General features: G+C 72.4%; 20 protein-coding genes. 12 read left to right on the forward strand and 8 right to left on the reverse strand.

Annotated elements, in window-relative coordinates; all coding sequences use genetic code 11:
• Positions 1–12 precede the first annotated feature (12 nt).
• A complete protein-coding gene (locus ACZ6QQ_RS03555) occupies positions 13–651 on the reverse strand; it encodes an MBL fold metallo-hydrolase (protein ID WP_465874018.1) in 639 nt (212 codons plus the stop codon).
• 141 nt (positions 652–792) lie between these two features.
• On the opposite strand from ACZ6QQ_RS03555, the gene ACZ6QQ_RS03560 reads away from it, so the two are divergent.
• The 7 genes from ACZ6QQ_RS03560 (at position 793) to ACZ6QQ_RS03590 (ending at position 8,109) form a co-directional block, all read left to right on the forward strand.
• On the forward strand, positions 793–1,686 hold the full coding sequence (locus tag ACZ6QQ_RS03560) for a GNAT family N-acetyltransferase (RefSeq protein ID WP_465874020.1): 894 nt from the start codon (positions 793–795) through the stop codon (positions 1,684–1,686).
• Between the two features lie 163 nt (positions 1,687–1,849).
• Positions 1,850–2,773: an STM4015 family protein gene (locus tag ACZ6QQ_RS03565; protein WP_465874021.1), complete on the forward strand. Its 924-nt coding sequence runs from the start codon at positions 1,850–1,852 to the stop codon at positions 2,771–2,773.
• Positions 2,770–3,708, forward strand: a complete 939-nt coding sequence (locus ACZ6QQ_RS03570) for an STM4015 family protein (RefSeq protein ID WP_465874023.1) — start codon at positions 2,770–2,772, stop codon at positions 3,706–3,708. Before ACZ6QQ_RS03565 ends, ACZ6QQ_RS03570 begins: the two co-directional genes overlap by 4 nt.
• A 66-nt stretch (positions 3,709–3,774) precedes the next feature.
• On the forward strand, positions 3,775–4,932 hold the full coding sequence (locus tag ACZ6QQ_RS03575; RefSeq protein ID WP_465874024.1) for an STM4014 family protein: 1,158 nt from the start codon (positions 3,775–3,777) through the stop codon (positions 4,930–4,932).
• On the forward strand, positions 4,929–5,750 hold the full coding sequence (locus ACZ6QQ_RS03580; protein ID WP_465874025.1) for an STM4013/SEN3800 family hydrolase: 822 nt from the start codon (positions 4,929–4,931) through the stop codon (positions 5,748–5,750). The genes ACZ6QQ_RS03575 and ACZ6QQ_RS03580 overlap by 4 nt, the downstream gene beginning before the upstream one ends.
• A complete protein-coding gene (locus ACZ6QQ_RS03585) occupies positions 5,747–7,222 on the forward strand; it encodes an STM4012 family radical SAM protein (RefSeq protein ID WP_465874027.1) in 1,476 nt (491 codons plus the stop codon). Before ACZ6QQ_RS03580 ends, ACZ6QQ_RS03585 begins: the two co-directional genes overlap by 4 nt.
• Positions 7,219–8,109 (forward strand): STM4011 family radical SAM protein, encoded by an 891-nt coding sequence (locus tag ACZ6QQ_RS03590; RefSeq protein WP_465874028.1) that lies wholly within the window; start codon positions 7,219–7,221, stop codon positions 8,107–8,109. Before ACZ6QQ_RS03585 ends, ACZ6QQ_RS03590 begins: the two co-directional genes overlap by 4 nt.
• Positions 8,110–8,120: 11 nt before the next feature.
• Here the strand turns inward: ACZ6QQ_RS03590 and ACZ6QQ_RS03595 are convergent, their stop codons facing one another.
• From ACZ6QQ_RS03595 to ACZ6QQ_RS03605, 3 genes are all read right to left on the reverse strand, one after another.
• Positions 8,121–9,470 (reverse strand): DUF6745 domain-containing protein, encoded by a 1,350-nt coding sequence (locus ACZ6QQ_RS03595; RefSeq protein WP_465874030.1) that lies wholly within the window; start codon positions 9,468–9,470, stop codon positions 8,121–8,123.
• Positions 9,470–9,790: a hypothetical protein gene (locus ACZ6QQ_RS03600; RefSeq protein WP_465874032.1), complete on the reverse strand. Its 321-nt coding sequence runs from the start codon at positions 9,788–9,790 to the stop codon at positions 9,470–9,472. The genes ACZ6QQ_RS03595 and ACZ6QQ_RS03600 overlap by 1 nt, the downstream gene beginning before the upstream one ends.
• 70 nt (positions 9,791–9,860) lie before the next feature.
• Positions 9,861–10,154, reverse strand: coding sequence for an antibiotic biosynthesis monooxygenase family protein (locus ACZ6QQ_RS03605; protein ID WP_465874033.1), 294 nt, complete (start codon positions 10,152–10,154; stop codon positions 9,861–9,863).
• A 433-nt stretch (positions 10,155–10,587) separates the two neighbouring features.
• Here ACZ6QQ_RS03605 and ACZ6QQ_RS03610 point away from each other — a divergent pair, with 433 nt between their 5' ends.
• On the forward strand, positions 10,588–11,586 hold the full coding sequence (locus tag ACZ6QQ_RS03610) for a TerC family protein (RefSeq protein ID WP_465874035.1): 999 nt from the start codon (positions 10,588–10,590) through the stop codon (positions 11,584–11,586).
• 107 nt (positions 11,587–11,693) lie between these two features.
• On the opposite strand, the gene ACZ6QQ_RS03615 is transcribed toward ACZ6QQ_RS03610, so the two are convergent.
• From ACZ6QQ_RS03615 to typA, 4 genes are all read right to left on the reverse strand, one after another.
• On the reverse strand, positions 11,694–12,647 hold the full coding sequence (locus ACZ6QQ_RS03615; RefSeq protein ID WP_465874036.1) for a C40 family peptidase: 954 nt from the start codon (positions 12,645–12,647) through the stop codon (positions 11,694–11,696).
• Between the two features lie 221 nt (positions 12,648–12,868).
• Positions 12,869–13,942, reverse strand: coding sequence for a mandelate racemase/muconate lactonizing enzyme family protein (locus tag ACZ6QQ_RS03620; RefSeq protein ID WP_465874037.1), 1,074 nt, complete (start codon positions 13,940–13,942; stop codon positions 12,869–12,871).
• A gap of 32 nt (positions 13,943–13,974) precedes the next feature.
• Complete coding sequence (locus ACZ6QQ_RS03625) at positions 13,975–14,853, reverse strand: serine hydrolase (RefSeq protein WP_465874039.1); 879 nt, start codon at positions 14,851–14,853, stop codon at positions 13,975–13,977.
• A gap of 52 nt (positions 14,854–14,905) precedes the next feature.
• Complete coding sequence (gene typA, locus ACZ6QQ_RS03630; protein ID WP_465874041.1) at positions 14,906–16,774, reverse strand: translational GTPase TypA; 1,869 nt, start codon at positions 16,772–16,774, stop codon at positions 14,906–14,908.
• A 131-nt stretch (positions 16,775–16,905) separates the two neighbouring features.
• Here typA and ACZ6QQ_RS03635 point away from each other — a divergent pair, with 131 nt between their 5' ends.
• The 4 genes from ACZ6QQ_RS03635 to ACZ6QQ_RS03650 all read left to right on the forward strand — a co-directional run bounded on the left by ACZ6QQ_RS03635 (position 16,906) and on the right by ACZ6QQ_RS03650 (position 20,333).
• Complete coding sequence (locus tag ACZ6QQ_RS03635) at positions 16,906–18,303, forward strand: DedA family protein (RefSeq protein WP_465874513.1); 1,398 nt, start codon at positions 16,906–16,908, stop codon at positions 18,301–18,303.
• 99 nt (positions 18,304–18,402) lie between these two features.
• On the forward strand, positions 18,403–19,275 hold the full coding sequence (locus ACZ6QQ_RS03640; RefSeq protein WP_465874042.1) for a lytic transglycosylase domain-containing protein: 873 nt from the start codon (positions 18,403–18,405) through the stop codon (positions 19,273–19,275).
• A 220-nt stretch (positions 19,276–19,495) separates the two neighbouring features.
• Positions 19,496–20,092 carry an N-acetylmuramoyl-L-alanine amidase gene (locus tag ACZ6QQ_RS03645; RefSeq protein ID WP_465874043.1) on the forward strand — a complete coding sequence of 199 codons (597 nt, stop codon included), beginning with the start codon at positions 19,496–19,498 and terminating at the stop codon, positions 20,090–20,092.
• A gap of 28 nt (positions 20,093–20,120) precedes the next feature.
• Positions 20,121–20,333, forward strand: a complete 213-nt coding sequence (locus ACZ6QQ_RS03650; RefSeq protein WP_465874044.1) for a hypothetical protein — start codon at positions 20,121–20,123, stop codon at positions 20,331–20,333.
• The last annotated feature ends 19 nt before the right edge of the window (positions 20,334–20,352 follow it).

Raw genomic sequence — 20,352 nt, forward strand, 5'->3', positions numbered from 1 at the left:
GGGGAGACCGGATCAAACCTCGACGGTCTCCCCGTCGGCCACCGGCTGGTACGTCACCCCGGTCTTCGGGCCACCCCCGCCGACCAGCATCTGCACCATGTTCCGGCCGATGTCGCTCAACCCGCCGTCGTGCACCGGGATGACCCGCCCCGGCGCCACCGCGCGGACGTACTCGATCAGCTCGGCGGTCTTCGACCACGGTGCGTGGGCCGGCAACAGCAGGGTGCCGATCGGCCGGTCGGGTACGGTCAGCGCGTCACCGGGATGGAAGAGCTCACCGTCGACCAGGTAACCCACGTTGGTGATCCGGGGGATGTCCGGGTGGATCACCGCGTGGAGTTCGCCGTAGACGGCGATGTCGATCCCGTTGACCGAGAAGGTGTCACCCTCGCCGACCACCCGCAGCCGTTCGCCGAGCCCGTCCAGCTTCGCGCCGACCGCCCGGTTGGCGAAGACCCGCAGTTGCGGTTCCCGCTCCACCGCCGCCCGGATCCGCTCCTCGACGAAGTGGTCCTGATGCTCGTGGGTGATCAGCACGGCGTCCGCCCCGGCGAGCGCGTCCGGATCGCTGAACCCGCCCGGATCGAGCACCAGCGTGGTCCCGTCCTGCTCCAACCGGACGCAGGCGTGCCCCTTCTTGGTCAGTCGCATCGCTCTCCTCCGCCGACCTGGTCTGCCGCGGCGTACGCACCGGGCGTTGGTGGGATCCTTCGCCACACCGTACCGAGGGGGCGGGCGGCGGCGACGGAAATCGGTGGGCATCCCGGCCGCGCCGGCCTAGGCTGCCCGGTCGTGGACATCGAACCGAGCTGGCGGACGCTGACCGCCGAGGACCTGCCGGCGGTCGCCGCCCTCGCCGCGCGCTGCCTGGCCACCGACGGCGGGTTGCCCCTGGTGGCGCAACCGTCGTTCCTGGCCCGCCGGTTCGCCGCCGACGGCGGGGTGGCCCGGGGCGCGGTCGACGCGGCGGGCACGCTCGTCGCCGCCGGCGCGGTCCGACCGCAGGAAACCAACGGGGTACGCACAGCCGTCGCCACCGGCCTGGTCGACCCGACGCGACGGGGGCGGGGCCTGGGCGGCACCCTGCTCGACTGGCTGCTCGAACCGACGCGGGTCGGCACCGACCGGATCACGCTGGAGACCGAGGCGCTCACCGATCCGGCGCGGGCCCTGTTCACCGCCCGTGGCCTGCGCCAGACGTTCGCCGAGGACGTGCTCCGGTTCGACCTGGCCGGCACGCAACCGCCCCGGATCGACCTGCCGGCGGGGCTGACCGTACGGCCGTGGACGGCGGAGCTGGCCGACCGCTTCTTCGCCGTCTACCACGACGCGTTCGCGCAGCGGCCCGGCTTTCCCGGCTGGTCGGTCGGGCAGTGGGTGGAGTGGACCACCGACGACGAGGACTTCCGGCCGCAGTGGAGTCTGCTCGCCACCGACCCGACCGGTACCGACCTCGGCTTCGTCACCGCCGGTCTGGGCTGGATCGTGCAGGTCGGCGTACGACCGCAGGCGCGGGGCCGGCGGCTCGGCGCCGCACTGGTGGTCGAGGCGCTGCGCCGGATGCGGGCCGACGGCTCGGCCGAGGCGCTGCTCGACGTCAACGTGGACAACCCGGCGGCGCGCCTCTACCGACGTCTCGGCTTCACCGACCTGGGTCGCCGGGCCCGGTTCGAACCGGCCGGGTAGGACCACCGCCCCGACGCGGGGAGGTGTCCCGCACCACCGAATCCGGCAGCCAGCGGGCCCTTCCGCCCGCCCGCACGACGGGCGGTGTGGATGGGTGAGGATGTCGTTCCGGCTTGCTATGGTGTCGCCCGCCCGCATCCCCAGCGCTCGGGAGACCGCGTCCATGACCATCAACACCCACGTCACCGAATTCGCCGGCCGGCCGGTGGTCGACTTCGACCCGTCGGCGGAACTGCCGGCCGATCCGGCCACGGTGGCCTGGCGGCTGGCCGCCGACTACGACTCGTCCACAGGGGACTTCGCCGCCCTGGTCGAGCAGTTCCTCGCCAAGGTCGAGCCGGCCTCGGTCCAGGCCCTGATCATCGGCCAGTGGGGTTCCGCGTACGAGGAGGAGGCGCCGGTCGAGCTGCTGGTGGGGCTGGCCGGCCGGTTGACCGGACTGCGGGCCCTCTTCCTCGGCGAGATGACCTTCGAGGAATCCGAGATCTCCTGGATCAAGCAGACGGACGTGACGCCGTTGCTGGTCGCGTACCCGGAGTTGGAGACGCTGCGGGTGCGCGGCTCGGACGGTCTGGTGCTCACCCCGTCCCGGCACGAGGCCCTGCGTGAGCTGGCGTTCGAGTCCGGTGGCCTGCCGGCGACGGTGGTCCGCGCGGTCGCCGAGTGTGACCTGCCCGCGCTGACCCACCTGGAGCTGTGGCTCGGCACCGACGAGTACCTGGGTGACGCCGGAGTGGAGGATCTGGCGCCGATCCTGGCCGGGACCCGGCTGCCGGCGTTGACCTACCTGGGTCTGCGGGACGCGGAGATCGCCGACCAGGTGGCGGCGGCGCTGGCCGGGGCGCCGGTGGTGGCCCGGCTGCACACCCTGGACCTGTCACTGGGCATCCTCTCCGACGTCGGCGCGGCGGCGCTGCTGGCCGGGCAGCCGCTGACCCACCTGCACCGGCTCGACCTGCACCACCACTACCTCAGCCCGGAACTGACCGCCCGGCTGGTCGAGGAGCTGCCGGGGGTCGAGATCGACCTCTCCGACGCCAAGGAAGCCGACAGCGACGGCGACCGGTACGTGGACGTCGCCGAATGATCGGGCGGCACCTGACCGAGTTCGCCGGCCTGCCGGTGCACGAGTTCGACCCGGGCGCGACACCACCGGCCGACCCCTCGGCGGTCGCGTGGCGGATCGAGGCGTTCGAGGAGGACGGCAACTGGGAGGAAAAGCCCTCGCCCGCCTTCGCGCAGCGCTTCGAGCAGTTCCTCGAAGTGGTCGACCCGGCCTCGGTCACCGCGCTGGTGCTCGGCGCCTGGGGTTACGCCGCGTTCAACACGCCGCCGTACGCCCAGCTCTGCGCGGCGGCGGACCGGCTCACCGGCCTGCGGGCGCTCTTCCTCGGCGACATGCTGAGCGAGGAGTGCGAGATCTCCTGGATCAAGCAGACGGACGTGACGCCGTTGCTGGTCGCGTACCCGGAGTTGGAGACGCTGCGGGTGCGCGGCTCGGACGGTCTGGTGCTCACCCCGTCCCGGCACGAGGCCCTGCGTGAGCTGGCATTCGAGTCCGGTGGCCTGCCCGCGACGGTGGTCCGCGCGGTCGGCGAATGCGACCTGCCCGCGCTGACCCATCTCGAACTGTGGCTCGGCACCGACAACTACGGCGGCGACGCCACCGTGGAGGACCTGGCGCCGATCCTGGCCGGGACCCGGCTACCGGCGCTGACCTACCTGGGTCTGCGGGACGCGGAGATCGCCGACCAGGTCGCGGCGGCGCTGGCCGGGGCGCCGGTGGTGGCCCGGCTGCACACCCTGGACCTGTCCCTGGGCATGTTCGGCGACCGGGGCGCGGCGGCGCTGCTCGCCGGGCAGCCGTTGACCCACCTGCGCCGGCTCGACCTGAACCACCACTTCGTCACCGACGACCTGGCGGCCCGGCTGGTCGACGAACTGCCCGGCGTGGACGTCGACCTGACCGAGGGCAACGACGCCGACGACGAGGACGAGTACTACGTGGCGGTGGCGGAGTGACCACCGGCACGCACCGCCGGGCCGGGGCGCCATGACCACCGACGTACGCTCCGGGTCCGGGGCGGCATGACCGGCGGGACCCCGCTGGTCGTCGTCGGCAATCCGGACAACCGTCGGGTCGGGATGTTCCGGGCCGCCGCCGCGCACGCCTGGCCCGGCCCGGTCGAGACGCTGCCGTGGCGGCGGCTGGCGCAGGGCCCGGTCCGGCTGCCCGACGGGGCCGTCGTCCGGATCGACTCGCCCGGCGAGGAGCCGGAGGTCGACCGGCTGCTGCGCGGCGCCGACCGCCCGGCCGCGCACGGCGAGATCGGCGGCTCCGCAGCCTGGTACGCCGGGCTGCGGGCGGCCCTGGACCGTCTCGTCACCGCCGCCCGGGATGCCCGCGCGACCCTGCTCAACGATCCCGACGACATCGCCGTCATGTTCGACAAGCGGACCTGCCACGACCGGCTGACCCGGTCCGGCGTACCGGTTCCGGCCGCCCTGCCGGTGCCGCCGGCCGACTACGACGAACTGCGCGCGATGCTGCGTACCGCCGGCTGGGCGCGGGTGTTCGTCAAACCGGCGCACGGGTCGTCGGCGTCCGGCGTACTGGCCCTGGAGGTCGCGCCGGGGCGGGTGCAGGCGACCACCTCGGTCGAGCTGGCCACCGACGGGCGGCTGTTCAACTCGCTGCGGGTGCGCCGCTACCGGACCGAGCGGGAGGTCGCCGCGCTCGTCGACCGGCTCGCCCCGGACGGCCTCCAGGTGGAGCGGTGGTTTCCCAAGGCCGGGCTGGGCGGGCGCACCCTCGACCTGCGGGTGCTGGTGGTGGCGGGCGAGCCGGGTCACGTGGTGGTCCGGTCCAGCCGCGGCCCACTGACCAATCTGCACCTGGGCAACAACCGTGGCGACCTGGCCGAGGTCCGGGCGGCGATGGGAGAACCGGCGTACGGCGCCGCGCTCGCCACCTGCGTACGCGTGGCCGCCCGCTTTCCGGGCAGCCTGCACGCCGGGGTCGACCTGATGATCGGCACCGACTGGCGGCGGCATATGGTGGCCGAGGTGAACGCGTTCGGCGACCTGCTGCCCCACCTGCTCGACCGGGCGGGTCGGGACAGCTACGCCGCCCAACTGCACGCGCTGACCAGCGGGCGCTTCGACCGCTGGCGGGCCGGACGGCCCACCGGCCCGGCGGAGTCGCCGCTGGTGTCGACCACCGGCGGGAGGGGGCGGGTCGGATGAGGGACCTGATCGGCAGTCACGACCTGCTGTTCGTCACCCTGGACACGCTGCGCTACGACGTGGCGGCCGAACTCGCCGAGACCGGTCGGACCCCCAACCTGACCCGCGCGCTGCCCGGCGGGTGGGAGCGGCGGCACAGCCCGGCGAGCTTCACCTACGCCGCACACCAGGCGTTCTTCGCCGGCTTCCTGCCCACCCCGACCACCCCCGGCCCGCACCCCCGGCTGTTCGCGGCGGCCTTTCCCGGCAGCGAGAGCACCGGTGACGACACCTGGGTCTTCGACGCCCCGGACGTGGTGACCGGGTTGGCCGCCGCCGGCTACCACACGGTCTGCGTCGGCGGGGTCGGCTTCTTCAACCGCAAGCCGCCGCTCGGCGCGGTCCTGCCGGGACTCTTCGCCGAGGCGCACTGGGAACCCGAGTTCGGGGTGGCGGCACCGGGTTGTTTCGAGGCGCAGCTCGACCGGATCGCCACCGTCGTACCGGCCGTCCCCGAGGAACAGCCGCTGTTCCTCTTCGTCAACGTGGCCGCGATGCACCAGCCGAACCGGCACTACCTGCCCGGTGCCGAGCGGGACAGCCGGGACAGTCACGCCGCCGCCCTGGAGTACGTCGACCGCCACATCGGTCGGCTCTTCGCCCTGGCCGGCTCCCGTGGCCGCAACTGCCTGGTGGTGCTCTGCGCCGACCACGGCACCGCGTACGGCGAGGACGGCCACAGTGGACACCGGCTCGGCCACGAGGTGGTGTGGACGGTGCCGTACGGGCAGTTCGTGCTGGAGCCGGGCGCCTGGGGCAAGCCGGGGGACTGGGCGTGAACGAGGTGGACGGGCTGGACGGCTCGCCGTACCAGGGTTACCTGTACGCGTACCCGCACAAGACGGCGTACCGGCCGCTGCGGCCCCGGCCGGCGCTGCGCGACGTCTGGGCCGGTGAACGCACCGACGCCCTCTTCCTCTACCTGCACCTGCCGTTCTGCGAGATGCGGTGCGGCTTCTGCAACCTGTTCACCCGCGCCAACCCGCCGGCCGAGCAGGTCCGCGCCTACCTCGACCAACTGCGCCGCCAGGCCGACCGGGTACGTGACGCGCTCGGCGCCGACACCGACTTCGCCCGGTTGGCGATCGGCGGCGGCACCCCCACGTACCTGACCGCCGCCGAGCTGACCGAGATGTTCGACGTGCTGGCCGGGTTCGGTGCCCGGCTCGGTGCGGTGCCGATGGCGGTCGAGACGTCCCCGGCGACCGCGACGCCGGACCGGATCGCGGTGCTCGCCGAGCGCGGCACCACCCGGATCAGCATCGGGGTGCAGAGCTTCCTCGACGCCGAGGCACACGCGGCCGGCCGCCCGCAGCGCCGGGAGGAGGTGGAGCGGGCCCTCTCCACCATCCGGGCGCACCGGACGGTGGAGCTGAACCTCGACCTGATCTACGGAATACCGGGGCAGACGGCCCGGACCTGGGCGCAGTCGCTGACCGCCGCGCTGCACTGGCGACCGGAGGAGATCTTCCTCTACCCGCTCTACGTCCGCCCGCTCACCGGACTGGGCCGGCGCGGCGGCACGGCCGAGGCCGTGCACCCCGACGGCGCACCGGGCGGCCCCGCACCGCTGGACGGCGCACCGGGCAGCCGGGACGAGAGCTGGGACAACCAGCGGCTCGACCTGTTCCGGCAGGGCCGCGACACGCTCCGGGCGGCCGGGTACACGCAGCTGTCGCTGCGCCACTTCCGCCGGGCCGACCTGCCCACCGAGGACGGAACCGGTGCCGGCGCAACCGGTGCCGATCGCACCGGATCCGATCGCAGTGTGGCGGCGTCGGCCGGTGCCCGCCCCGACTACTGCTGCCAGGACGACGGCATGGTCGGGCTCGGCTGCGGCGCCCGCTCGTACACCACCGACCTGCACTACTCCTTCGACTACGCGGTCGGCATCGGGCAGGTCCGGGCCATCATCGACGACTACCTGCGCCGCCCGGCGAGCGACTTCGACGTCGCCGAGGTGGGCTTCCGGCTCGACGGGGTGGAGCAGCGGCGGCGGTGGCTGGTGAAGTCGTTGCTGCGGGCCGAGGGCTTCGCCCCGGTGGCGTACCGGGACCGGTTCGGCACCGCCGTCGGTGACGACTTCCCGCAGCTCGGCCTGCTCGCCGACCGGGGCTGGCTCGGCGGCGACCCGAATGGCGACGGCCGGCTGGCGCTGACCGACGCCGGGCTGGAGCGGGCCGACGCGATCGGCCCGTGGCTGGTCTCCGGTCCGGTACGCACCGCGATGGCGGAGTACGCACTCCGGTGAACCTCTCCGTCCTCTACCGTGGCCCGCTGGCGAGCTGCAACTACGACTGCCCGTACTGCCCGTTCGCCAAGCGCCGGGACAGCCCGGCCCAGTTGCGCGCGGACCGGGCGGCGCTGCACCGGTTCGTCGACTGGGTGCGACGCAACCCGGACGACGACCGGATCTCGGTGCTGTTCACCCCGTGGGGCGAGGGACTGACCCGGTCCTGGTACCGGGACGCGATGGTCGAGCTGTCCCGGATGGAACAGGTGGACCGGGTGGCGATCCAGACCAACCTCGCCGGCCGGGTGGAGTGGCTGGCCGACGCCGACCGGCGCGCGGTGGCGCTCTGGGCGACGTACCACCCCGACCAGGTACGCCGGGAGACCTTCCTGGGCCGCTGTGAGCGGCTGCGCGAGCTGGGGGTGCGTTACTCGGTCGGGGTGGTCGGACTGCCGGCCCACCTGGACGAGGCGCGGGTGCTGCGCGCCGCCCTGCCCGCCGAGGTGTACCTCTGGGTCAACGCCGCCGACGGCCTGTCGTACACCGAGGCCGAGGAGGCCGACTGGACGGCGATCGACCCGCTGTTCGGTTACAGTGTCCGGCCACACCCGTCGGCCGGTGCGCCGTGCCGGGCCGGGGAGAGCGTCATCTCCGTACGCGGGGACGGCGAGGTGCGCCGCTGCCACTTCGTCGACACCCCGCTGGGCAACCTCTACGACGGCTCGTACCGCTCGGCGTTGGGGCCGCGCCCGTGCCCTAACGCGGCCTGCGACTGCCACATCGGCTACGTCCACCTGCGAACACTGCCGCTGTACGAGGTGTTCGCAGGTGGGGTGCTGGAACGGATCCCGGCGCCGGGCGCGGCCGGTGCCCGGTGGGGCGTACCGGCCGGCGCCCTGCGCTGAGCCGCCGCCGATCAGGTCTGGACGAGCGGGGCGTACTCCTGCTCGGTCAGGCCGAAGGTCCAGGCCACCCCGCCCCGCGCGGTACGCGTCTGCGGCGGCACCCGCAGCCAGTAGGTGCGGCTGGTGCCGTCCGGCTCCGGGGTGGCGTTGACCACCTCGACCATCACCAGCGGCTCGTCCTGCGGCAGCTCGATCCGCCACAGCACCCCGAACTCGTCACGGTGGACCGCCCTCGCATTGCTGTCGCGCAGGTAGCGGTCGTAGCCGAAGTGTTCCAGCATCACCCGCCGGACCTCGGCGTTGCGCTCGGCCCGGATCCGCTCGACGGTCAGCCGGGGCAGCTCGGCGGCGACCTCGGCCGGGATCGGCATGCCCCGCCAGGCGTGCAGGCCGAAACCGTCCGGGTAGAGCAGCGCGGGCCCGTCGCCGTGGTGCAGCCGGCCGAGATTGTCCCGCTCGACCCGCACCGGCCGCTCGGTCAGGATCACCACCCGCTCGTACGGCCACCACCAGCCGGCCGCGCCGGACACCGAGGCCAGCCCGGTCAGCGTCGGCTCGTCGTCGAACGCGCTCAGCCAGGCCGCGTCGTGCTGGCCGAACACCACGTCGAGCAGGGCGGCTCGGGCCCGGCGGGCGAACGGCGCCGGCACCCCGTCGGTCAGCTCGTCGGTGAGCCGGGTGCGCAGCGGGGTGACCACCCGGTCGTTGAGCAGGTGCCAGGTGCGTTGCCCACCGGCCGCCCAGTGGGTCGCCCAACCGGTCGCCCCGAGTCGGGCGACCGCACCGGCCCGCGCCGCCGCCCACGGCGCGGTACGCAGCCGGGACCGGACCGAGCGGCCGGTGGCGGCCGGGGTCGGCTCGTACCCCTGGGCCCGCAGCGTCGCCACCACCTCGGCCAGTGCCCGGCCGACCGGGGTGGTGTCGTCGGGCCGGTCGGCCGGGTTGTCGGCCGGGGCGACGGGGGAGGGGGAGGGCCCGCCGGGCCCGGCGGCCCCGAACCCGCCGGGTCCGGCGGTGCCGGAGGAGGAATCGGTGAGCAGTGCCGCCGCGAGTGCCCCGGCGTACGGCGAGCCCAGCCAGAGCACCGTTTCGGGGGCGGCCAGGCCGGCGGCGGCGTACGCCTGCCGGACGGCGGCCTCGGCGGCCGGTCGGTCCGCCGGCCCGGTGCTCAGGCCCCGGGCCAGCCAGTTGTCGGCGACACGGGCCAGCCGGGCGGCGGTCTCGTCGAGCGCGCCGGTGGCCGGGTCGGCGGATGCTACGCGCCGGTCGGTGGTCGGGTCGGCGGACGCTGCGAGTCGGACGGTGGTCGGGTCGGCGGTGGTCGGGGGCGCGGCGGCGGTCGACGGTGTCGTGGTTGTCATCAGTCGGCCACCGGTCGCCAGCTGCCGGGCAGGTATTCGCGCTGGCGGACGACCCGGTAGGCGCCGGCGGGCAGCGGGATCGGGCCGTGCTCCTCGTGGCCGAGCCGGCCGTAGCCGTCGACCAGCAGGATCGTCGGCTCGGTCTGGTCGGGCAGCGTCCAGAGGCTGACGCCCGCGCCGCTGACCACGTGGGCGTGCCCGGTCGCCTCACCCCGGGCGAGGACCAACCGGCCCCGCGCGTCCCGGCCGGCGGGAACCAGCCCGGCCGGGACCTCGTCCGGGTCGATCGGATGGACGAGGACGTCGCCCTGTCGGTACATGCGTCGGCTCCCTCGGGTCGCTCGTGGACGACGAGAGGCTAGCGGTGCGGTACGACAGAACGCCTTCGGCTCAGGCCGGTACGTCGGTGAAGTGCTCGACCAGCGGGGGTGCGGCGAAGAACGGGCCGATGAGTCCGCGCCAGACGGTGAACCGTTCGGTGGCGCGGAAGTTCTCCTCGTGCGCCGCGACCGAGTCCCACTCGACCAGCAGCACGAACCGGGAGGGCGACTCCACACCCCGGGTCATCCGTACCGACCGGAGGCCGGGCGTGCTGGCGAGGACCTTGTGGCCCTCGGCGTACGCCGCGGCGAACTCGTCCTCACGGCCGGGAATGACCTCGATCAGCGCAACCTCAAGCACCATCGGGCCAGCCTCCCACGCCGCCACCCGTCGATACGGACCGGGGCCGGCGCTAGATCACCCATAACACCTAGCCTCCTAGGAAGCCCTACGGGGTGTGCGGTAAGCCCTACGGGGTGTGCGCCGGCCGGCAAGGGCGACAGGCGCCCGGTCGAGGGTGGGCAAGAACGCATCCGGCCGAGGTGCCCGATCGCTGCGGGATGGGGGATGATGGCGGCAAGGAGGGGAGTATTCCCTCGCGGCGGCGTCGTCAACACGGTTGTCCCCGGCTGGTCCGGTGGTCCACCCGGCCCGTCGGTCGGTGGCAGGCGGAGGTTTCCGGGTGCCACCGGTGGAAGAGACCTCCGACAGTCACCCAGGTTCGGCGACACCAGCCACGGCACGCCCGTACGGGTGTGCCGTTTCGGGTGTGCCGAGTGTCTGCCGGAGGAATGATTTGAACGTGTCCACCTGGGTGTGGGTCGTAACGCTGGTCGCGCTGGGTGTGGTGCTGGCGGTTGATCTGCTGATCATCGGGCGGCGACCGCACGAGCCGAGCATCCGCGAGTCCAGCCTCTGGGTCGGCTTCTACGTCGCCCTCGCCCTGTTGTTCGGCGTGGGGCTCTGGCTGACCACCGACCTCTCCACGGCGGGCGAGTTCTACACCGGCTGGCTGACCGAGTACAGCCTCTCGGTCGACAACCTCTTCGTCTTCGTGATCATCATGGGCCGCTTCGCCGTGCCCCGGGAGTACCAGCAGAAGGTGCTGCTCATCGGCATCGTGCTGGCGCTGATCATGCGGGGCGGCTTCATCGCCGCCGGCGCGGCCCTGATCTCCCAGTTCTCCTGGGTCTTCTACATCTTCGGCGCGTTCCTGGTCTACACCGCGATCAACTTCTTCCGGCAGGGCGAGCCGGACGAGGAGGAGTTCAAGGAGAACCTGCTGATCCGGTGGAGTCGTCGGGCGCTGCCGATCACCTCGGACTTCGCCGGCGGCAAGCTGACCGTACGGGAGAACGGGCGGCGGATGTTCACCCCGTTGCTGATCGTGATGATCGCGATCGGCACCACGGACCTGATCTTCGCCCTCGACTCCATCCCGGCGATCTTCGGAATCACCCAGAACCCGTACCTGGTCTTCACCGCGAACGTGTTCGCGCTGATGGGGCTGCGGCAGCTCTACTTCCTGCTCGGCGGGCTGCTCGACCGGCTGGTCTACCTCAACATCGGCCTCGCCGTGGTGCTCGGCTTCATCGGGGTCAAGCTGGTGCTGGAGGCGCTGGCCGACAACAACCTGCCGTTCATCAACGGCGGCGAGCACGTCGGCTGGGCACCGCACGTACCGATCTGGCTCTCCCTGGTGGTCATCCTCGGTACGCTCGGCGTCGCCACCGTGGCCAGCCTGATCAAGTCCGCCAGCGACCGGCGCAAGCAGCTCGCCGAGGCGGGGCACTAGCCAACCTCACTGGCACGGCCCGTCGGGCAACCGGCACGGCTCCGTCGGCACCTGCCGGCGGAGTAGCGGCCCCGCCCATCGACACCTGGTCACGCGGCACCCGCTGATCAGTCGGCGCAGGGCCGCACCCGGTGCACCCCGACCAGGGTGGCCTGCCGGTCCTCGGTCAGCGACTCCTCCAGCACCCGCCGCTGGCTGTACGAGGCGTGCAGCATCCGCCGATTGTCGCCGTAGCCGGGTTCGGCGGTGACGATGCCGATGTGGTGGATGTTGCAACCGGGGCGGGCGAACAGGTACAGGTCGCCGGGGCGTTCGGCACCGAGCGGTACGGGTGTGGTGGCGTTCGCCTGGTCGTCGGCGTCGCGCGGTAGCCGTACCCCGAACCGGCGCCAGGCCAGGTGCACCAACCCGGAGCAGTCGATGCCGTACGCGGACACCCCGCCCCAGAGGTAGACGACGTCGAGCAGGCGGGTCGCCACCGCGAGCACCTCGACCGCGTTCGGCGGTCGGTTCGGGATCGGGGCGAGGTGGTCGGCCGGCAGCCAGAGCGGGTCGTCGTGGCCGGGGGCGTACACCGGGCTCCAGCCGGCGCGGGCCGGGCCGGCCGGGGTCAACCGGGTGCCGAGGATGACACCGGGCAGGATCACGTCGCCGGCCGGGGCGACGTGCAGCGCGGTGGCGGTGGCGTCGACGACGACCGGCTCCCCGCCGACCGGGTCGGGCGCGGCGGGGGTGAGCTGTTCCACCGGCAGCCAGCCGGGATAGCCGCGGGGGTCGAGTTTGGCGGCGGGTTGTTCGGTCGCGATCAGGCGGGCCCAGCCGTCCGGCCGGATCTCCTCGATCAGCACCCGTTCGCCGAGCAGCAGTTGGCTGAGCACGCAGTCGCCGACCTGTTGGTCCGCGGTCATCGCCGAGATCCAGGCCGGAATGTCGGTGTTCCGGGGCGCCAGCGCCGGCTCGTCCACCGGCCGGACGGCCTCCGGACCGGCCCAGAGGGTGGCGACGGCCACCCGGACCACGGCCTCCTGGCCGGCCTGAAGTGTCAATCCAGCCTGCGGCATCAGCGGGGACCCACCTTCTCCCGGTCTTACCGGCCGACCCTACGGAACACCCCGAGGGGCGGCAACATGTGGTCGTGCGCAGTAGCGGTGGCGGTTCGCCGGGCCGGTCGTGCGCAGTAGCGGTGGCGGTTCGCCGGGCCGGACGGGCGCAGTAGCGGTGGCGGTTCGCCTGGCCGGATCGGACGGGCCAGTAGCGGTGGCGGTTCGCGGGGCCGGACCGGTCAGCCCAGGCCGCTGACGCCCAGGCCGGGTGTGTCGGGCAGGAGCACGCAGGCGCCCTCGTACCGGATGCCGCCCTGGACCGGCGAGGAGGCGAGCCACCAGGCGGCGTCCAGGTCGGAGACGGCGGTGGTGCCGTAGGCGGCGACCAGGCTGGCGGCGGCGCCGACCCCGATCTGGCTTTCCATCATCGAACCGACGATGGTGCCGATCCCGTGTGCGGCGGCCAGTTCGAGCAGGCCACGGGCGACGCCGAGGCCACCGCACTTGGCCAGCTTCACGTTGACCATGTCGGCCGCCCGCCGCTGGATGACGGCGACCAGGTCGCGGAGCCCGAAGACGGACTCGTCGGCGAGGATCGGGACGGTGACCCGGTCGCTGACCCAGGCGAGCCCGTCCAGGTCCCAGCGGGACACCGGTTGCTCGACCAGTTCCACGTCCAGGCCGGCGTCCTCGACGCCCCGGATGACCCGGACCGCCTCCCGTGGGGTCCAGCCCTGGTTCGCGTCGAGCCGGATCCGGGTGTCCGGTCCGGCCGCCGCCCGGACCGCCCGGACCCGGGCGAGGTCACCGGCGGCGTCCGCGCCCACCTTGATCTTCAGGACGGTGAAGCCCTCGGCCACCCGCCGGGTCGCGGCGGCGGAGAGGGCGCCGGCCTCGCCCGCGGCCAGGGTCACGTCGGTCGGTACCCGCAGGGTGGTGCCGCCGAGCAGCCGGACCAGGGGTACGCCGAGCCGGCGCGCGGCCAGGTCGTGCAGGGCGGTGTCGGTGGCGGCGAGGGCGGCCTCGTTGCCGGCGACCGCCCGGCGGACCTCGGCGCAGCGGGCGACCAGGTCGTCGGGATCCCGGCCGACCAGCAGCGGGGCGAGCATCTCGGTCACGCACGCCTGCGCACCGGCGACCGAGGCACCGGTCACCTGCCAGACCTGTGGCGCCTCGCCGAAACCGGACCGCCCGTCGGTGTCGACGACCTCCACCACCAGCGTCTCCACGGTGGTGGCCCGGCGCAGCGCGGTGACGAACGGGGTGTGCAGGGCGGCGGAGAGCCGGTGGGTACGGACCGAGGCGATGGCCATGCCCGGCACCCTATCGGCCGGCGATCACCGGCTCAGGCGTGTTCGCCCGGGGCGAGATCCCGCCGGCTGGCCCAGACCGTGGCGGAGACCCGGGCGATCAGCCGGCGGGCTGCCGCGTCCGTGTCGCCGCCGTCCGGGTCGGCGCTGGTGCAGACCACCACCGTGTACGGGGGCGCGTCGTCGGGGAAGACCACCCCGGCGGCGTGCCGGATGCCGCGTACCCAGCCGTTCTTGTGCGCGACCCGGGTGCCGGCCGGTAGTCCGGCGGCGAGGTCCTCCCGGCGTTCCTGGCCGAACAGGACCCCGAGCATCGTGGCGCAGGCCGCCGGGCTGCCGAGCGGGCCGGCTGTCCCGGTGCCGGGGGCGATGGTGCCGAGGGCGATGGTGGCGAGCAGGGCGGCCAGGTCGGCGGCGGTGATCGGGTTGTCGATGCCGGCCTCGCGGGCGGCGAAGTCCTCGATGCCGCGTCCGGTGCGGCTGTGCCGGGCACCGGCCAGTGCCCAGGCGGTGTTGACGGCGGGCAGGCCGACGTGGCCGAGGACCAGGTTGGTGGCCAGGTTGCTGGATCGGACGATCATGCGTTCGGCCAGCCAGCGCAGGGAGGCTTCGCCACCGACCCGGGCCCAGACGGCCGGGTCGTTGTCGTAGCTCGGGTCGCACCTGAAGCGCGCTGCGCCGGGTTGGGCGGAGTCGAACCCGTTCTCGACCGGGACCGGGGCGTCCGGGTCGAGGACGCCGGTGTCGGCCGCCCGGTAGAGGGCGGCGAGTACGGCGATCTTCATCGTGCTGGCCGCGTAGTGGGTCTGCTCCGGCAGCCGGGTGTACGCGGGCGCGGCGTCGAGCCGGCCCGCGTACACCGAGACCGTGCCGGCCGTTGCGGCCAGCTCACGGTCGAGCCTGTCCCAGGTCATGCCGCCGACCGTAGTCGATCCGCGGATCTTCCGGGGTGCGGTGTGTCGCCGGTCAGCCGGCGTGCTTGCGGCGGGCGGCGGCCCGACCGCGGGCGTTCTGGTCGAGGACGACCTTGCGCAGCCGGACGGCCGCGGGGGTCACCTCGACGCACTCGTCCTCCCGGCAGAACTCCAGGGCCTGCTCCAGCGACAGCTTGCGCGGCGGGATCAGCTTCTCCGTCTCGTCACTGGTGGAGGAGCGCATGTTGGTGAGCTTCTTCTCCTTGGTGATGTTGACGTCCATGTCGTCGGCGCGGGAGTTCTCACCGACCAGCATGCCCTCGTAGACCTCGCTGGTCGGTTCGACGAAGAGGGTGCCGCGTTCCTGGAGGTTCATCATCGCGAACGGGGTGACCACGCCGGCCCGGTCGGCGACCAGGGAGCCGTTGTTACGGGTACGCAGCTCGCCGAACCACGGCTCGTAGGACTCGAAGACGTGGTGCAGGATGCCGGTGCCCCGGGTGTCGGTGAGGAACTCGGTCCGGAAGCCGATCAGGCCACGGGCCGGGACCAGCCACTCCATCCGGATCCAGCCGGTGCCGTGGTTGACCAGTTGCTCCATCCGGCCCTTGCGGGTGGCGAGGAGCTGGGTGATCGCGCCGAGGTACTCCTCCGGGGCGTCGATGGTGAGCCGTTCGACCGGTTCGCAGGTCTTGCCGTCGATCTCGCGGGTGACCACCTGGGGCTTGCCGACGGTCAGCTCGTACGACTCGCGGCGCATCTGCTCGACCAGGATGGCCAGCGCCAGCTCGCCCCGGCCCTGCACCTCCCAGGCGTCCGGCCGTTCGGTCGGCAGGACCCGCAGCGAGACGTTGCCGATCAGTTCCTTGTCCAGCCGGTCCTTGACCATCCGGGCGGTGACCTTGGAACCCTTGACCCGGCCGACCAGCGGCGAGGTGTTGGTGCCGATGGTCATCGAGATGGCCGGCTCGTCGACGGTGATCAGCGGCAGCGGGCGCGGATCCTCCAGGTTCGCCAGCGTCTCGCCGATCATGATGTTGGGGATGCCGGCGACGGCGATGATGTCACCCGGTCCGGCCGATTCGGCGGGCTTGCGCTCCAGGCCGTCGGTCATCAGCATCTCGGAGATCCGGACCCGCTCGGTGGTGCCGTCGGTACGGCACCAGGCGACGGTCTCGCCCTTGCGGATGGTGCCCTCGCGGACCCGGCACAGTGCCAGCCGGCCGAGGAACGGCGAGGCGTCGAGGTTGGTGACGTGCGCCTGCATCGGGGCGCCCTCGGTGTACGACGGCGGCGGGATGGTGTTCAGCAGGGTGTGGAACAGCGGTTCCAGGGAGGTGCTGTCGCCGGGGACGGTGCCGTCGGCGGGCTGGGTCAGCGAGGCGACGCCGTCACGGGCGCAGGCGTAGATGATCGGGAAGTCGATCTGCGCCTCGTCGGCGTCCAGGTCGAGGAAGAGCTCGTAGGTGTCGTCGAGCACCTCCTTGATCCGGGCGTCCGGCCGGTCCACCTTGTTGATCACGAGGATGATCGGCATCCGGGCCTTGAGCGCCTTGCGGAGCACGAACCGGGTCTGCGGCAGCGGGCCCTCGCTCGCGTCGACCAGCAGGATCACGCCGTCGACCATGGTCAGGCCGCGCTCGACCTCGCCGCCGAAGTCGGCGTGGCCGGGGGTGTCGATGATGTTGATCACGACCGGGTCGGAGCCGTCCGCCGGCACGTAACGCACGGCGGTGTTCTTGGCGAGAATGGTGATGCCCTTTTCTCGCTCCAGGTCCATCGAGTCCATCACCCGGTCGGCCATCTCGGCCCGGGCGCTGAACGCCCCGGACTGCCGCAACATGGCGTCGACCAGGGTTGTCTTGCCGTGGTCAACGTGAGCGATAATGGCGACGTTGCGTAGGTCGGCGCGGGTCTGCATGACACTATCCTCCCTCCTCCTCCGCCGCCGTTGCGTCGGGGTCACCCCGGAGGTGGTCGGGATCTCCCCCAAACCGCTGTCATGGGGTTGTTCCGGACTGGCATGCTGGCCGGCGTGGTCCGGGGGTGGATATGCATACGGTGGTGACGCTGCTTGAGCAGTTGCCGCCGCTGCTCGTCTACCTGGTGGCGGCGGCGCTGGTCGGGGGCGAGACCGGGTTCCTGGTGCTGGGGCTGCTGGTGCCCAGCGAGGCCACCCTGCTGCTGGTCGGGTTCCTCGCCTACACCGGCACGCTGGACCTGGGTACCGCGCTGGTGGTGATGATCTCCTCGGCGCTGCTCGGCGACTCGGCGGCGTTCCGCAGCGGTCGGCGGCACGGGCCCCGGTTACGGGCCAGCAAGTGGGGTCAGCGGATCGGGGCGAAACGCTGGGCCAAGGCCGACGAGATGCTGGAGCGGCGGGCCGGGCGCGCGGTGCTGGTGGCGCGCTGGATCGCGTACGCGCGCACGCTGGTGCCCCGGCTCGCCGGCAGCGCGGGCATGCCGTACCGGCGGTTCGCCCCGTGGAACCTGGCCGGGGTGGTGAGCTGGGTCGGCGGCTCGATCCTGGTCGGCTACCTCGCCGGCGAGTCGTACGAGACTGTGTCCAGCTATCTGGGCAAGGCGACCACGGCGGTGCTGGTGCTGCTGGTCGCGGTGCTGGTGATCGTGCTCGGCGGGCGGTGGCTGGGTCGCAACCCCGATCCGGTGCGCGCACTGCTGGGGCGGGCCCGCGCGCTGCCGCCGGTGCGCTGGCTCGCCGGCCGCTACGGGGTGCTGTTCTTCCTGCTCGCCATGCACATCGGCCCCGGCTGGACCTTGTTGATCAACCTGCTGGCCGGGCTCGGCCTGCTCTTCGCCACCGGTCTGGGGTTGGCCTACCTGGTCGACGTGGTGGTCCACCAGAGCGGCCTGTACGTGGTCGACCACGCGATCGCGCAGTGGTTCGCCGAGCAGCGGGCCGCTGGTACGGCCGACGCGGCGATCACCGTGCTGAACGTGTTCCGCGGCTCGTTCCTGATCATCGCGGTGGCCCTGGTCGCGGTGCTGGTCGGCTGGCGGTCCCGGCCGTGGCAGGCGGACCTGGTCAGCGTGGTCGGCACGGTCGGGGCGTCGCTGCCGCTGGTGCTGCTGGCCCTGGTCGCGGACCTGACCCAGCCCGGTCAGCGCACGCCGGACGGGGCGGGTGCGGCGGTGGCGGCCTTCCCGAACCAGAACGCGATCGTCACCGCCAGCCTCTGCACGCTCGCCTGGTTGCTGGCCCGGCAGAACCGCTGGCCGTTCGCGGTGGCGGCGTGGACCGGGGCGGCGGTCGTGGTGCTCATGGTCGCGGCCGCGCGGCTCTACGTGGGGTGGAGTTCGGCCAGCGAGACGGTCACCTCGATCCTGCTCGGGGTGCTCTGGACGGCGGTGTTCATGGTCGCCTGGGCCACCCGCGACCGGGCCGTACGCGGGGCCTCACCACCGAAGCATCAACCGATCGGTTCGTGATCCGCACCCGTTGGACCGGCATTCGGTGCCGGTCGGAGCGTCCGATCGGCTGTTGATCCTTGTTAGGGTGCGGCTCGGACTCGACGGGGGAGGGCTCCGATGACTGTTCGGACACGGCGGATCGGGACGGTCGCGGCGGTGTTGTCGCTCGTCGTGGCGATGGCCGGGTGTGGCGGTGATCGGCCGGTGGCCGATCCGGTCGCCGCGTCCGCCGGTGCCGAGACCTCGGCCGGTACGCCGAGCGGGCCGCCGCCGACCGCGTCGCTCGCCGAGGGACTGGGCGCCGGCCCGACCCGGTCGGCGTCGCCGTCGCCGTCCCCGTCCAGGACGAGCGCCAAGCCCAAGCCGACGAAGTCGAAGGTGCCGCCGAAGCCGGTGCCGAAGAAGGACATCCCGCCGCCGCCGGCGGTCCGGCCCGCCCCGGCCGGCTGCACCGGCCCGAAGTACGTGGGCGAGCAGGCGAGCCGGGCCGAGGCCAAGGCGGCGCTGACCGCCGCCGCCGCCGTCACCTACTGGCCTACCTCGGCCCCGGAGATCAAGGTGCCGCTGGATCTGGTCAAGGCGATCGCCTGGCAGGAGAGCGGCTGGCAGTCCAACATCGAGGCCTGCGACGGCGGCGTCGGGCTGATGCAGGTGATGCCGGGTACGGCGGAGCAGGTCAACAACCGGTTCGGTCAGTCGTACGACATCCGCCGGTACCAGGACAACGCGAAACTCGGCGCCAACTACCTGGCCTGGTTGATCAAGTACCTGGGTGACCTGAGTGGGCTGGGTTACGAGGTCAAGGCTACGGACTGTGTCGATCATGTCGACCCGTGTCTGCTCAACGCGGTGATCTCGGCGTACAACATGGGGCCGGGAACGGTCCTGGCGCAGCAGCCCGACGGGACGTACGACCTCAGGGTCTCGAACATCCGTTACACCGACAACGTGCGGACGTTGATGACCGGGTGCGAGTGCCTCGGATTCTGATCCGTACGGCTTTCCCGGTTCACCGTCGCTTGTGATCGAACCGTTGATAGATCGACTGCCGGCAGTGTGTCGGCGGTTGATCTGACGCGCGCCTGACGGAAACTGACACCTATTTTCCCTGGTCGGTGGCGTGTGGACGACGATACGCTCAAGTCGGACAGGTTGGACGATCGGCACTGTCAATCCATTTCGGGTAAGACGCGCCGATAGGAGAAATTCAATGGCACTCTGGACCGACCTCGCCACCTGGCGTGGCCCGACCGTCAACTCCGGCGACGGTGACAGGAACCCCAACGAGGCCAGCGACCGGATGGTCGAACACCGAGGCATCGTGCTGCACATCGCCGAGGGCTACTTCGAGGGCACCATCGCCTGGCAGAAGAACCCGGCCGCCCGGGTCTCGTCACACTTCGTGATCGCGAAGGACGGCCGGATCGCCCAGATGGTGGACACCGACATCCGGTCCTGGGCCCAACGGTCCGGAAACCCCACGTGGCTCAGCGTCGAGAACGAGGGCTTCGTCCCGGGCGAACTCACCGCGCAGCAGATCGAGGCGAACGCCCGCCTCCTGGTACGCGCCCACCAGATCTACAACATCCCACTACAGATCGCCACCAGTCCCTCCGGGCGCGGTCTCGGCCACCACAGCATGGGGGCGGAGAACGGCGTCAACTGGGGCCACCCCCAGTGTCCCGGCCCCGCCATCATCGCCCAGAAGCCGGAGATCGTCTCCCGGGCGAGGGAGCTGAGCGGCATCGGGCCGGCACCCGTTCCGGTCCCGGAACGGCGCCGGCCCAGATGGATCATCGAACCCTAGGAGATCGACGACCAGAAAGGTACGTCCCATGTATCTCATCTCAAGCACCCAACAGAACCCCAACCCGGTCTTCCTCGTGCACGACAGCGGGAAGGTGCGGCACATCGGCCCGGTCGAGTTCAACTACCTGCGCTCCCTGGGCGGCGGCGCGACCGTACCGCTGCTGGTGGAGGGGGACGCCGACGCGTTCGCCCGGCTGCTCGCCGAGGCCCGCGTCTCGCAGGGCTACCTGCAGAACTGAACCGTGACCGGCGGGCAGC

This window comes from Micromonospora sp. NPDC049529 (assembly GCF_055586685.1).

Bases quoted from the DNA above. Each gene is read 5' to 3' on its own strand.
- ACZ6QQ_RS03555 (WP_465874018.1), bottom strand. From the start codon at position 651: ATGCGACTGACCAAGAAGGGGCACGCCTGCGTCCGGTTGGAGCAGGAC.
- ACZ6QQ_RS03565 (WP_465874021.1), top strand. From the start codon at position 1,850: ATGACCATCAACACCCACGTCACCGAATTCGCCGGCCGGCCGGTGGTC.
- ACZ6QQ_RS03570 (WP_465874023.1), top strand. From the start codon at position 2,770: ATGATCGGGCGGCACCTGACCGAGTTCGCCGGCCTGCCGGTGCACGAG.
- ACZ6QQ_RS03575 (WP_465874024.1), top strand. From the start codon at position 3,775: ATGACCGGCGGGACCCCGCTGGTCGTCGTCGGCAATCCGGACAACCGT.
- ACZ6QQ_RS03580 (WP_465874025.1), top strand. From the start codon at position 4,929: ATGAGGGACCTGATCGGCAGTCACGACCTGCTGTTCGTCACCCTGGAC.
- ACZ6QQ_RS03595 (WP_465874030.1), bottom strand. From the start codon at position 9,470: ATGACAACCACGACACCGTCGACCGCCGCCGCGCCCCCGACCACCGCC.
- ACZ6QQ_RS03600 (WP_465874032.1), bottom strand. From the start codon at position 9,790: ATGTACCGACAGGGCGACGTCCTCGTCCATCCGATCGACCCGGACGAG.
- ACZ6QQ_RS03605 (WP_465874033.1), bottom strand. From the start codon at position 10,154: ATGGTGCTTGAGGTTGCGCTGATCGAGGTCATTCCCGGCCGTGAGGAC.
- ACZ6QQ_RS03615 (WP_465874036.1), bottom strand. From the start codon at position 12,647: ATGCCGCAGGCTGGATTGACACTTCAGGCCGGCCAGGAGGCCGTGGTC.
- ACZ6QQ_RS03620 (WP_465874037.1), bottom strand. From the start codon at position 13,942: ATGGCCATCGCCTCGGTCCGTACCCACCGGCTCTCCGCCGCCCTGCAC.
- ACZ6QQ_RS03625 (WP_465874039.1), bottom strand. From the start codon at position 14,853: ATGACCTGGGACAGGCTCGACCGTGAGCTGGCCGCAACGGCCGGCACG.
- typA (WP_465874041.1), bottom strand. From the start codon at position 16,774: ATGCAGACCCGCGCCGACCTACGCAACGTCGCCATTATCGCTCACGTT.
- ACZ6QQ_RS03635 (WP_465874513.1), top strand. From the start codon at position 16,906: ATGCATACGGTGGTGACGCTGCTTGAGCAGTTGCCGCCGCTGCTCGTC.
- ACZ6QQ_RS03640 (WP_465874042.1), top strand. From the start codon at position 18,403: ATGACTGTTCGGACACGGCGGATCGGGACGGTCGCGGCGGTGTTGTCG.
- ACZ6QQ_RS03645 (WP_465874043.1), top strand. From the start codon at position 19,496: ATGGCACTCTGGACCGACCTCGCCACCTGGCGTGGCCCGACCGTCAAC.
- ACZ6QQ_RS03650 (WP_465874044.1), top strand. From the start codon at position 20,121: ATGTATCTCATCTCAAGCACCCAACAGAACCCCAACCCGGTCTTCCTC.